The organism is Cesiribacter andamanensis AMV16, assembly GCF_000348925.1.
GTDB lineage: Bacteria > Bacteroidota > Bacteroidia > Cytophagales > Cyclobacteriaceae > Cesiribacter > Cesiribacter andamanensis.
Map to the genome: position 1 here is coordinate 1 of NZ_AODQ01000135.1, position 11,749 is coordinate 11,749.

At 54.9% G+C, this 11,749-nt stretch carries 12 protein-coding genes and 1 other RNA gene; 4 read left to right on the forward strand and 9 right to left on the reverse strand.

The genetic code is table 11. From position 1 onward, the window contains the following. The first annotated feature begins 100 nt into the window (after positions 1–100). Both ADICEAN_RS17760 and ADICEAN_RS17765 read left to right on the forward strand, forming a co-directional pair. Positions 101–1,381, forward strand: a complete 1,281-nt coding sequence (locus ADICEAN_RS17760; RefSeq protein WP_009197038.1) for a putative DNA modification/repair radical SAM protein — start codon at positions 101–103, stop codon at positions 1,379–1,381. Positions 1,382–1,385: 4 nt separating this feature from the next. Continuing rightward, positions 1,386–2,183 (forward strand): TIGR03915 family putative DNA repair protein, encoded by a 798-nt coding sequence (locus ADICEAN_RS17765; RefSeq protein ID WP_009197039.1) that lies wholly within the window; start codon positions 1,386–1,388, stop codon positions 2,181–2,183. Between the two features lie 68 nt (positions 2,184–2,251). Here the strand turns inward: ADICEAN_RS17765 and ADICEAN_RS17770 are convergent, their stop codons facing one another. The 6 genes from ADICEAN_RS17770 to ADICEAN_RS17795 form a co-directional block, all read right to left on the reverse strand. Further along, positions 2,252–2,881 carry a CatB-related O-acetyltransferase gene (locus tag ADICEAN_RS17770; RefSeq protein WP_009197040.1) on the reverse strand — a complete coding sequence of 210 codons (630 nt, stop codon included), beginning with the start codon at positions 2,879–2,881 and terminating at the stop codon, positions 2,252–2,254. A gap of 135 nt (positions 2,882–3,016) precedes the next feature. Further along, positions 3,017–3,280, reverse strand: coding sequence for a membrane protein insertion efficiency factor YidD (gene yidD, locus ADICEAN_RS17775; protein WP_009197041.1), 264 nt, complete (start codon positions 3,278–3,280; stop codon positions 3,017–3,019). A 98-nt stretch (positions 3,281–3,378) separates the two neighbouring features. Continuing rightward, positions 3,379–3,915, reverse strand: a complete 537-nt coding sequence (locus ADICEAN_RS17780; protein WP_009197042.1) for a hypothetical protein — start codon at positions 3,913–3,915, stop codon at positions 3,379–3,381. 113 nt (positions 3,916–4,028) lie between these two features. Further along, a complete protein-coding gene (locus tag ADICEAN_RS17785; RefSeq protein WP_009197043.1) occupies positions 4,029–5,900 on the reverse strand; it encodes a TonB-dependent receptor in 1,872 nt (623 codons plus the stop codon). After that, positions 5,881–6,408, reverse strand: coding sequence for a carboxypeptidase-like regulatory domain-containing protein (locus ADICEAN_RS17790; RefSeq protein ID WP_009197044.1), 528 nt, complete (start codon positions 6,406–6,408; stop codon positions 5,881–5,883). Before ADICEAN_RS17790 ends, ADICEAN_RS17785 begins: the two co-directional genes overlap by 20 nt. A gap of 199 nt (positions 6,409–6,607) precedes the next feature. After that, entirely contained in the window at positions 6,608–7,042 is a 435-nt protein-coding gene (locus ADICEAN_RS17795; RefSeq protein WP_009197045.1) for a Fur family transcriptional regulator, read from the reverse strand. A 168-nt stretch (positions 7,043–7,210) separates the two neighbouring features. Between ADICEAN_RS17795 and ADICEAN_RS17800 the strand changes: the two genes are divergently transcribed. Then, positions 7,211–8,224 carry a dipeptidase gene (locus ADICEAN_RS17800; RefSeq protein WP_009197046.1) on the forward strand — a complete coding sequence of 338 codons (1,014 nt, stop codon included), beginning with the start codon at positions 7,211–7,213 and terminating at the stop codon, positions 8,222–8,224. A 134-nt stretch (positions 8,225–8,358) separates the two neighbouring features. Here ADICEAN_RS17800 and ADICEAN_RS17805 read toward each other — a convergent pair whose 3' ends face one another. The 3 genes from ADICEAN_RS17805 to ADICEAN_RS17815 all read right to left on the reverse strand — a co-directional run bounded on the left by ADICEAN_RS17805 (position 8,359) and on the right by ADICEAN_RS17815 (position 11,213). After that, complete coding sequence (locus ADICEAN_RS17805; protein WP_009197047.1) at positions 8,359–8,676, reverse strand: hypothetical protein; 318 nt, start codon at positions 8,674–8,676, stop codon at positions 8,359–8,361. A 401-nt stretch (positions 8,677–9,077) separates the two neighbouring features. After that, positions 9,078–10,238, reverse strand: coding sequence for a DNA polymerase III subunit gamma/tau (locus tag ADICEAN_RS17810; RefSeq protein WP_009197048.1), 1,161 nt, complete (start codon positions 10,236–10,238; stop codon positions 9,078–9,080). A 186-nt stretch (positions 10,239–10,424) separates the two neighbouring features. Then, positions 10,425–11,213 carry a DUF481 domain-containing protein gene (locus ADICEAN_RS17815; RefSeq protein ID WP_009197049.1) on the reverse strand — a complete coding sequence of 263 codons (789 nt, stop codon included), beginning with the start codon at positions 11,211–11,213 and terminating at the stop codon, positions 10,425–10,427. A 123-nt stretch (positions 11,214–11,336) separates the two neighbouring features. Between ADICEAN_RS17815 and ssrA the strand changes: the two genes are divergently transcribed. Next, positions 11,337–11,706: a transfer-messenger RNA gene (gene ssrA / locus ADICEAN_RS21540) on the forward strand. Positions 11,707–11,749 lie beyond the last annotated feature (43 nt).

Below are 11,749 nucleotides of genomic sequence, written 5' to 3' on the forward strand. Positions count from 1 at the left end.
TTTTTTTTGTACCCATTTCAATGAATAAGCACTGGAAATAATAGCGCTGTTTCTTTACATAGCCAGTATTTTTAGCTAAATTACCAATATAATTAGTAATATGGCAAAAAGTCTGGAAGAGAAGTTGAGCCTGTTGGCCGATGCCGCCAAATATGATGTAAGCTGCAGCTCCAGCGGGAGCAAACGCAAGAATGTGGGAAAAGGACTGGGCAATGCCGAGGGCATGGGCATCTGCCACAGCTATACGGCCGATGGGCGCTGCGTATCGCTGCTGAAGATCCTGCTCACCAATCACTGCATTTTTGATTGTGCCTACTGCGTAAGCCGCCGCAGCAATGATGTGGAGCGGGCTGCCTTTACCGTTAAGGAAGTGGTAGAGCTTACCCTGAGCTTTTACCGACGCAACTATATTGAAGGCCTGTTTTTAAGCAGCGGCATTTTTAAAAGTCCCGATGCCACCATGGAACGCCTGGTGCGGGTAGCCAAAAGCCTGCGGCTGGAGCACCAGTTCAACGGGTATATACACCTAAAGGCCATCCCCGGGGCCAGCGAAGCCCTGATCGAGGAAGCCGGGCGCTATGCCGACCGCCTGAGTGTAAACCTGGAGCTGCCCTCCGACCTGAGCCTGCAGCTGCTGGCCCCCGAAAAGCGCTTTGCCGATGTGCTGCGGCCCATGAACCACCTGAAGGAAAAAATTGACGAGCAGGCGGCCGATAAAAAGAATGCGCTCATTAAGCATACCCCCCTTTTTGCGCCGGCCGGGCAGAGTACCCAGCTGGTGGTAGGGGCCAGCCCTGAGTCGGACCGGCACATTCTGCTGCTCTCCCAGGGGCTGTACCAGGAGCAAAAGCTTAAGCGGGTCTACTACAGCGGCTATGTGCCCATCTCTACCGATGCGCGTCTGCCGGCCCTGGGCAGCATGCCGCCCCTGCTGCGGGAGCATCGCCTCTACCAGGCCGACTGGCTGCTGCGCTTTTATGGCTTTAAGGCTGAGGAGTTGCTGTCTGACCAGCGGCCGCAGCTTGACCTGCAGTTTGACCCCAAACTGGCCTGGGCCCTGCACAACCGCCAGTATTTTCCGGTAGAGGTACAGTCGGCTCCCCTGGAGGCCCTGCTGCGGGTGCCGGGGCTGGGCATAAAAACGGCCAAAATGATTGTGGCATCCCGCAGCTTTACCCCCCTGCGCTTTGATCACCTGAAGCAGATGGGGGTGGTACTGAAGCGGGCGCGTTACTTTATCACCTGCGGCGGGCAGTACCTGACCGATCCCGATGTGGCCGATCATAAACTGCGCCTGATCCTGGCCCGCCAGCAACCGCTGGTGCACCGCCTGGAACAAACCCAGCTTTCGCTCTTTACCCCTTACGCCAACGCCAGCTAAGCCTATGAAAGCTCTGCAGTACGATGGCAGCTACGAAGGCCTGCTGTGCTGTCTTTTCTATGCCTACCGGCACAAGTTTTGGCCGCAGGTGCTGCTTACAGGCGCTCCTGGGCCCGGCCTGCTGCTGCAGGAGGTGCGGCAGGTGCCTACGATAGAAGCTGAATACCAGCGGGTGCAGCAGGGGTTGAAAAAGCGTTTGCAGTACCTGACGCCCGAGCAGCTCTACTGGGCCTTTCTTTCTGAACAGCCGGAGGCCGACCGGCTCTTGTTTGATTTTATGCGTTACCTGTTTGATTCGCCTCCCGGGACGCCGTCGGGAGCCGATGGCAATGTCGCCAATCCCCTGGTGCTGCAGGTAAAGCGCCTGCAGCGCCGGGTGTTTCGGGAAATGCACCGCATGCATGCCTTTGTACGCTTTGAAGAAATGCCCGATGGCCTATGGGTAGCCCTGATGGAGCCCCAGTGCAATGTGCTGCCAGTACTGGGCCCACATTTTGCGGCCCGCTATGCCAGCCAGCGCTGGCTGCTGGTCGATAATAAACGGGGATACGGGCTGTACTATGACGGGGAGGATGCGGCTACTGTCCGTTTTACGGAAGATTTTCTGAAAAAGGCCCGCCTGCAGCAACGGCAGCACAGCGCTGCCCAGCAGCTGTGGCAAACCTATTTTAAGGCCGTAAACATATCGGCCAGGCGCAATACTGGTCTGCAGAAACGGCATGTGCCGGCCCGCTACCGGGCGCTGATGCCTGAGTTCTTACCTCATGCCGACGCACTTCCCGGGCGCCATAGTGATACATAAGCGAGTGGCGCGCCGGAAATTACCACCCTTTTTCAGCGTTTAATTAGGGACTGGCCAGGCATAAGGGCTTATTCGGCCTTCTCCAGCGCATCCAGATCGTTGCTGGTGAGCAGCTGCACGTTGCGGCTGATCTTGTCAATGGGCCAGTCCCACCAGCGGAGCTGCAGCAGGCGGGCAATATCGGTATCGGAAAAGCGCCTGCGTACTTCTTTGGCCGGATTGCCGCCTACAATGGTATAAGGGGGCACGTCTTTGGTAATGACCGAGTAGGCAGCAACAATGGCCCCATCCCCAATCTGAACGCCCGGCATAATGGCTGCCCGGTAGCCCAGCCACACATCATTGCCAATGTGGGTATCGCCTTTGGCCGGGTAAGCTTTTCCCTCCATGGCCCCCTGCCAGCCCTGGCCAAAGATGGCAAAGGGGTAGCTGCTGATGGCATTGGTAAGATGATTGGCGCCATTCATGATAAACTGCACATCGGAAGCAATCATGCAAAACTTGCCGATGATCAGCCTATCGCCCACAAAATCGAAGTGGTAGCGAATGTTTTTCCGGAAGTTATCTACGCTCTTAAAATCATCATAATAGGTATAATCCCCGATGCTGATGTTGGGGCTTTTAATGATGTTTTTCAGAAAGCAGAGCTTATCGTGGTGCTTAAGCGGAAAGGCGGTGGCTGGATCAGGACCTTGCATAGGACTGAGATGTTAGGGAAAAGGGTACACCAACCAACAAGGTACGTACTAATTTGCTGCGAAAAGGATGAAGATTCTTCAAAATACTACATCGGCACTACTGCTGTAACTATAGCGGCTCCTGGCAACTTATACTTAAGGCTTCTGCGGTCTGTGAGGATGCCTGGGGGGCACCGGATCATAGCCGCTGGTGCCCCAGGGGTGGCAGCGGCCAATGCGCTTCAGGCCCATCCAGGTACCCCTGAAAGGTCCCCATTCCCGGATGGCACCAATCATATAGGCCGAGCAGGTAGGGCTGTGCCGGCAGTTGGACCCCAGCAGGGGCGAGATAAAGAGCTGGTACAGGCGCACCAGGCCAATCAGTAAACCCGAAAACAGCTTTTGAAGAAAATGCAGCATTACTGGAAAAGCGAAAAGTTCTGCTTTTTAGTTCGGAAAAAAAAGAAAAGCTCCGGACAACAGGGCCCGGAGCTTTCTATAGCTGTTTTGGTAGAACCTTACTGGATGGCAATAGCCCAGGTGATGTCTACGTCAGATTCGCCTACCTCTACAGTAGAGGTAGCGGATTTGGCGCCGGGCTGATGCTTCAGCACTACCCGGAAGGTACCGGCAGCGGCATCGCCAGTAGTCCAGCGGGTTCTCAGGCCTACAGGCTGGTTGTTGGCGTCTGCATCCTCATAGTTTACCATACCGGAGCGTGCGGCTATATTGCCACTTCCGCTGGGAGAGCTAAACAGCCCTTCGGTCCAGCCAAAGAAGAACATATGCTCATCATCTTCCTCTGCGATCTCTTCGGTGATGTCCTCGTCATTAGGGCCCATCAGCTCAATGGCCATCAGGTACTCGGTATTAGGAGCCAGGCTAATGGTTTCCATAGTAGGGTTCTGTGGGCCTTCTCCATCAGGATCTGCCCAGGTGAAGCTAAGGGGAGTTCCACCACTAACAGGCGTAAATGTCAATACCACCTCAGCAATTTCTTCCTCTTCATTCTCCGGAAGGGGAGCATCGTCATCTGAGCAGCTAATAATGAACACGCTCAAAAAAAGTAGTAATAGACTGGATAAGCTAAAAGAAACAAGTTTCATAAATGATAAATATTAATGCAACAAAGATGCAAATATAGAGTATCGGTTGAATTATAAAAGGCCTACAGGTGATATTTTACAGTGGCTGTAAAATTTCTGCCGAGCTCATCAGAAAAATAACGCTGCCGGTTGGTGTACTCCCGGTAGGCGGTGTTCAGCAGGTTTCGTACCCCCAGGCGAAGTCCCAGCCGTCCCCGTTCAATACCTGTTGTGAGGTGCAGCAGCAAATAGCCCTGGGGGGCAGGCATAAAGTCAAATCCGCTGCTGCTGGCAGCAAAGCGGTCGTTTCCGCTGCCTTCGGCACTAAGCAACGCTTCCGGAGAGATCACAGGCGGGGCCTGGTATTGTCTGAACACATAGAGGCTTTCCAAACCTGCTGAAAAATTTTTATATCGCCCCAGCTGCTCCCGGCTGTAGGCAAGGGCATAGCTGAGCCGATTGGAGGGGATGCCGATCAGGCGGTCCTGGCTTTGCACATCGGCTGTATGGAGCAGCATGCCCCTCAGGCTGGAGACCCAGCGGGGCGAGTGCTGAAAGCTGAAGCTGGCATCCAGGCCACTAAGCAGAGCATTGGTCTGGTCGTAAACAAAAAAGGGAAATGCACCCCGCACGGTGGTGGTAATGCCGGCTGGCCGGGCATATATGTAGTTTTGAATGTAGTTGAGATAGCCGGTGAGCTCCATTGCCAGGCGGTTGTGCTCATGACTAAAGGTAGTTACCCACTTGTAGCTAAGCTCATTCTCGCCCTCACGGGGTATAGTCTGGCGGCGCATGCCATATTCTACTACGGTTTGGTGTTTGCCAAAGCTATAAAGTTCGGCCATGTTGGGTGGGCGCCAGGCCAGGCCCAGGTTGGTTTGCAGACTACTCCAGGCATTTAGGGGCCGCAGCAGGCCCAGACTGGCGGTAAGGCTACGGTAGGTGAGCTCCTCGCTGAAGATCTCATTTTGCCTGTCCCGGCCCCTCACTGATGCGCTGAATACATCCATTCGCAGGCCGGCATCCACGATACTACGCCCGAAGCTGGCCGATTCACTAAGATATAGGCCCAGGTTCAGGCTGTTGAAGTTCGGCAGAAAAGGGGCTGTGTTGGTACCGGGTATGTTATTGTTGTCCTGGTATTGACCCTGCACCCCCATGGCCCCATTAAAACGACCCAGATTGGGATGCTTCCATTCGGCATCCAGCGTATGGGTAAGAAGTTCCAGATTGATAGAGGGCACTTCATTATTGGTGCCCCGGCGCACATCAAACTCCTGCCGGTGGTTGGCCTGAAAGGCATACTGCAGGTGCAGGCTGCTCTGGTCGAAGCTGTGGGCAGCCTGCAGCTTTAGCAGGTGGTGGCTGACCTGCTGATGGGGCGTAGTGATCTGATACGAAAAATCACCTGTATAGGCAGGTGGCTCATGTTGCATGGCATAGGCCAGATCGTTAAGGTTGCCCACCACAGACCCCCTTAAGATTCCCAGCTTTTGCTGGAAATAGCTGTAGTGCAGATTGATATCCAGACGGCCGCGGTGGTAAAGCCCCCCGGCCGAGGCACTGCGTTCTCTGGCGCCTGTGTTGGTGAGCATATAGTCGGGGGCATGCAGATCGCCCTGGTACAGGCCGCTGGCCTGTACATTCCAGGCAAAACCGGAATAGCCCCGTTCCAGAAACAGGGAGCTCCGGGCCGAGCGGCCATTGGAGTGTAGGGTAAGGTCGGCGCTGCCCTGCAAAGGGGTTGTAAGCCGGGGCTGGAGCGGGTCTACCAGAATAACGCCCCCCAATGCCCCTGGTCCGTATTTTACGGCAGCAGCGCCTTTGATGAGCCGAATGCTGTTGGCCATGGTGGGGTCTATTTCAGGGGCATGCTCTGCGCCCCAGCTCTGGCTCTCGTGGCGCACTCCGTTGTTGATGATGAGCACGCGGCTACTATGCAGGCCATGCACCACAGGTTTTACTTATGTTCTGGCCTGTACTCAGGGTAGTAACGCCTGATATACGGCTCAAGACATCACCCAGCCGTTCGCCCCGCAGCCCCTCCAGCTCCCGGGCGTTTATGGACGAGATGGTCACCGAGGCCTGTCCGCTTTCAAGAGCCCGTTCCTCAATTACTACACTCTCCAGCTGCAGGTCTGAAGGCGATAGGTAGATGACAGGATCAGAATGGTAAAGGTCATGGTGGTGGATTACTGTCTTGTAGCCAACATAGGATACCTGCAGATCAAATTCGCTGACGCAAAGATTATGCAGGTGAAAGACTCCCTCCTCATCGGTAATGGTACCAATGCTGGTACCCTTCAGCTGTACAGTGGCATAGGGCAGGGGCTGTTTGCTCAGCTGATCCACCACCCGACCGGCCATATCACAGCTACAGTCCCGGGCGCAGTTTCGGGTTGTTTGCGCAAAAGCAGGAGTGAGCAGCCCCTCTAGGTGGAGCAACAGCAGGGCCGGCAACATGTACCGTAAAGCAACTAGCGTATGACGGATGATTCTGGGGATAACCAAGGGTAAAAAAAGTTGCGTTCAGTCAAAACGATCGCAAACCTACCGCTGTAGCAGGTTTTGTAAAGATATCCAAAAATATCCTTTATATGCAACAAAGATGCATCTAATAAGTGGGTTCCGGTTTGCCGGTAAGGAAACAGGGATTGGCAACCTAATTTTGAAGAACGGTTGCACAGCTGGGGCATAGTCCGTCAATGAGGAGTTTTGCCTCACTGGTCACATAGCCCTTGGGCAGATGAATGGCGGGTATGGCTACCTGGGGCAGGCACAGGGTTTTGGCACAATGGGTGCAGCGGAAGTGTACATGCTCATCGTGGTGCTCATGCTCGGAGCAACCCGTTCCACAGAGGGCAAAGCGGGTAGTGCCCGAATCATCCAGCACCTTATGCAGCAGGCCGCTGGCTTCAAAGGAGCGCAGAATGCGGTAAAGAGTAATACGGTCGAACTGCTCGGGCAGCTTTTTCTCCAGTTCGTTTTGGGTAAGGGCACCATCATGCTGCCGGAATAAATGCAGTACCTCGCCCCGCTGGCGGGTATAGCGCAGCCCGGAGTCCCGCAACAGATGTTTCAGCTTTGCTTCTTCCACACGTAATAGTTGTATTTATACATCAAATTTACAAAAGTGTAAAGGCTTTTCCATGCCTTCTTAAAAAAGGCTGGTTTTGCCTACCTTTGGGGACAGAAGGCGCCGAACCGCTAAGGGGGCGGTATTCCCTCAGCGAGTGTTCCTTCTACATTCTAACACCTCATACGCATGAACCATTCCACCATACCCCATTTACCTGTCATTGACCTGCACTGCGATCTGCTCTCCTACATGCTGGAGGTGCCCCATGCCGATCCGGCCGGCGCCACGGATATGGGAGCCTCTATCTTTTACCTGCAGCAGGGGGGCGTAAAGCTGCAAACCATGGCCATTTACTCGGATGTAAAGCCCGGCAGTGCCCAAAAGGCCGAAAATCAGGCACGCATCTACCGCCAGCTGCTGCAGGACTATGCCGACTACCTGATGCCGGTATGCCGCCAGCAGGATCTGCAGCAGCTGATCACTGGCAGCAAGATTGGCACCATTGCTGCCATTGAAAATGCCGCCGGCCTCTGCGAGGAGGGCGAACCCCTGGAGCGGGCCTTTACCCGCCTGGATGCCCTGGAAGAGGTACTGGGCCGTATCTTTTACATTGGCATTACCCACCATACCGAAAACCGCTTTGGCGGCGGCAATTACAGCCAGGCGGGCCTCAAGGACGATGGCAAGGCGCTGCTGGACTACCTGCATGGCCGCAACATTGCCATAGACCTGGCCCATACCAGCGATGCCCTGGCCGAGGGGATCTTTACCTATACGGCGCAGCGCAGCCTGGACATTCCCATCATTGCCAGCCACTCCAACTTCAGGGGGGTGTGGGATCATGTGCGCAACCTGCCCGATGAGTTTGTGCAGGAGCTCGCCAGGCGGCAGGGCCTTATTGGTATTAACTTTTTGCGGGCCTATGTGAATAACGAGCGCCCCGAAGCGCTGCTGGAGCATTTTCAGTATGGCCTGGACAAGGGGCTGGAGGATCTGCTGTGCTTTGGCGCCGACTTTTTTTATACCAAAGATTTTCCAGACAAGAGCCGGCATCCCTTTTATTTTACCGAGCATGAACATGCCGGCAAATACCCCTCCATCCTGCAGGCGCTGGCAGGAGCAGGCCTGGAGCAGGGGCAGCTTCGCAAAATTGCGTATGAAAATGCCTATGGCTATCTGAGCAGGCTGTTGCCGGCCTAAATAGGCCAGAACAGCAAGGCAGTAGCCCCATAGAAGTAGAAAGGCCTCGGACACTCGTCCAAGGCCTTTTTTTGATTTCCCGGCGCTCACCCCGCATTGGGCTATGCCTGCGCTGTGTAGGTTCTAAGAAAAGGTTAAAAGTCTGCTTCCAGCCCCAGTTTTTCCTTAAGCTCCTGCAGCAGGGGGTAGCGCTCCAGCAGGTGCTGAAATTTTTCACTGTTGGTGTAGAGCTTCCGGGGGCCGGCTTCTTCTGCTACCTGGGGGTGCAGGCTGATCTGACTGTTTTGCAGGGTCTGGCGCAGGTATTGCTGCAGGCGGGGTTTCAGGCGTTCAAAGGGTTCTTCCTGCAGCGAGCTATTCAATACCACTTGAATAGAAGCCCCCTCTCCCAGTTCCAGCCCTGCATTGGCAATGAGCAGCTCAATGGGGCTGCCACTTTGCTTCAGTTGCACAAAAAAGGCTTTCCAGTGCTCCTGTACCTGTTGCAGGCTATAGGCACTGCTTTGCTGCGGGCCTTCGGACTCTTGCTGGGCGCTGGGCCCGCTTGCCGGTTCAGGCTGTGCAGGCTTGTTCTGTACCGATGCCTGCAGGGCCTTTAAGCTAAGGGGTACTTTAAGGGTGGTGCCGGGAGCAGTGCCGCCGGTGGTTTTAACGCCTGGGCTACTCCCTGCAGGGCTGGCTCCACCTGTGGTTGATCCATTGCTGCTGGCAGCTGCAGGCGATGTTGCCGCTGGTACAGGGGTAGGGATGGTTGTAGGGGGTGTTGCCGGTGCTGCGGGCTGCGCAGACAGAGAAGCAGGCGCATGGCCATTTGGGGTGGCATGCCCATTGCTGGCAGCCGGGCTAGGCGGCGCTAGGCCAGGACTTTTTTTTTTAAGTCGGCAAACTCGGGGCTGGCAGCCAGGCTGGCGGCCTGGATCACCGAGGGGATGTGCGCCATCTTCAGCAGGGCCAGTTCTACATGCAGGCGCTGGTTTTTAGCACTCTTATAGCTGGCATCGCAGCCGGAGGCAATGTTGAGGGCCGACAGCAGAAAGCTGATGGAAGCCTGCTGGGCCTGCTGGGCATAGCGCTGCTGCACCTGCGGGCCTACCTGCAACAGTTTGGTGGTGGCTTCATCCTTGCACACCAGCAGGTTGCGGAAGTGCTCACTCAGGCCTACAATAAAATTGTGGCCGTCGAAGCCCTGGCGCAGAATTTCATCAAATAGCAACAGGCCGGCACTCATGTTTTGCTGCAGCAGGCTGTCGGTTACCTTAAAGTAGTAATCGTAGTCAAGAATGTGCAGGTTGGCAATGGTCTGCTGGTAGCTTACCTTGCTGCTACTGAAGGTAACAATCAGGTCAAAGATCGAGAGGGCATCCCGCAGGGCGCCATCGGCCTTTTGGGCAATGAGGTGCAGGGCCTCAGGCTCGGTCTCAATTTTTTCTTTTTCGGCAATCCACTGCAGGTGGCTGGCGATATCGTCTACCTGTATGCGGTTAAAGTCAAAGATCTGACACCGGCTCAGGATGGTGGGGATGATTTTGTGCTTTTCGGTAGTAGCCAGGATAAAGATGGCATAGGCCGGGGGTTCTTCCAGGGTCTTCAAAAAGGCATTGAAGGCCGCATTGGAGAGCATGTGCACCTCATCAATGATGTAGATCTTGTACTTGCCGCTCTGGGGGGCATAGCGTACCTGTTCTACCAGGTTGCGGATATCGTCAACGGAGTTGTTAGAGGCCGCATCCAGCTCATGGATGTTAAAGCTGCTGCTGGCATTGAAGCTTTTGCAGCTTTCGCATTCGTTGCAGGGCTCAGTGTCAGAAAGCAGGTTCTGGCAGTTGATGGTCTTGGCCAGAATACGGGCACAGGTGGTCTTGCCCACCCCTCTGGGACCACAGAACAAAAAGGCCTGGGCCAGGTGATTGTTCTTAATGGCGTTTTTAAGGGTGGTGGTAATATGCGATTGGCCTACTACTGAAGTGAAAGTAGAAGGACGATACTTCCGAGCCGATACCACAAAGTTTTCCATCAGTGCAAGTTACACATTCCGCTCCGGAATTGGGAATGCAAGGGGTAATTTTTCCGGCAGGGGGGTGGGGGTGTAATAGTATTGGGTATTTGGTAGTAGGTATTGAGACAAAATGGACTTTGGCCATATACCCTATACAAGCCCGCTCGAATCCCCCATACCTCATACCCCACACCTGTTAACCCTTTAAAACGAGAACCGCACCCCATTCTGCAGGCTGTAGACCCAGTTCATGACCGGCACCACGGGCCGGGGGTCATAGCTGGCGGCAAAGGTGGTGGTAAAGCGGATGCGTTTGCTCAGGGTGGCGGCCATGTTCAGGTCGGTGCTCAGGCGGTGGCGCCAGATGCCAAACTGGCTGTCGTAGCCATGCTGGTAATACACAATAGAGTTGAGGTGCACCAGGAGGTTGATCTGCCAGCGCAGCCCCAGATAATTGGAGTTTTTGGGCATGCGTACGGTTACGTCCAGCTCTTCGCCCGGAATCTGCCAGCGTTCCTGCTCCCACATCAGGCCTACACCCACAAATACGGAGGCCTTTTCATCCTGGGCCAGGCGGTAGCGCAGGCCACCTCCGGCCAGGTAGCGCTCGCGCAGGCCCCGGCCTATATCGTACTGGCCCTGGGCAAAGGCTTCTGAGCTAAGCCGGTTACGCCAGTGCAGGTTGGCCCTGAAATGGCTGTAGCCGGTTCGCAGAAAGGCATTGCCGGTGAGGGCGCTGTAGCTTAGCTGGTTAATGAGCAGGTAGCGGTGTTTTACGCTGGTATAGGCCAGGTCGGCATTGGTGCTCAGGTTGGTAAAGCGCACCGGGTTATCGGGACGCGCACTGCGGTTGTGCGAAAGGAAGTTCAGGTCGAACTGGCCCGTCCAGAAACGGGTGGTATCGCGGTTCAGGCGGTTACGTTCTATGTTCAGGATCTGGCTGCTGGCTGCCTGGCCCAGCAACAGCAGGCAAAGGGTGATAATCAGGCGCATGGCTGCAAAAGTACGGCCTGGCCGCAGGCGGTGCAACTGACAATTCGGCAGTTTAAAGAATTAGCGGGCTCTATAGTAGGCCTGAACCAAATAGGCACTATCTTTGTAGTTGTAGTACCACACGGGGCCGACTGGTTTTGACAGGAAGCCGAGGTGAGTGTAAGCATGTAGGAAGTGGAGCGTATCTTCCTTAACAATACGTTCAAAACAATAAACGGCGAATCTAACTACGCCCTTGCTGCCTAATTTTAGATAATTAGCTAGCTTGTGTCCTGCCAGGCCTTCGTTCTGCCGGTCTGGCGCCAAGGACATCATCCCGCAGGACTAGTCTTTGCAGGGCTGTGATGCAAAGGCGAACTTAACCGCAGCTACGGGTCGTTAACAGGTTTGTTCTGCACCTTGACGATCCCGACAACCCAAGCAAAACTAAACATGTAGAAAGCGCTACATCTTTCTTATCTGGACCCGGGTTCGACTCCCGGCGGCTCCACCAGAAGAGTATCTAAAGCCCTCAATTACACTGTAGTTGGGGGTTT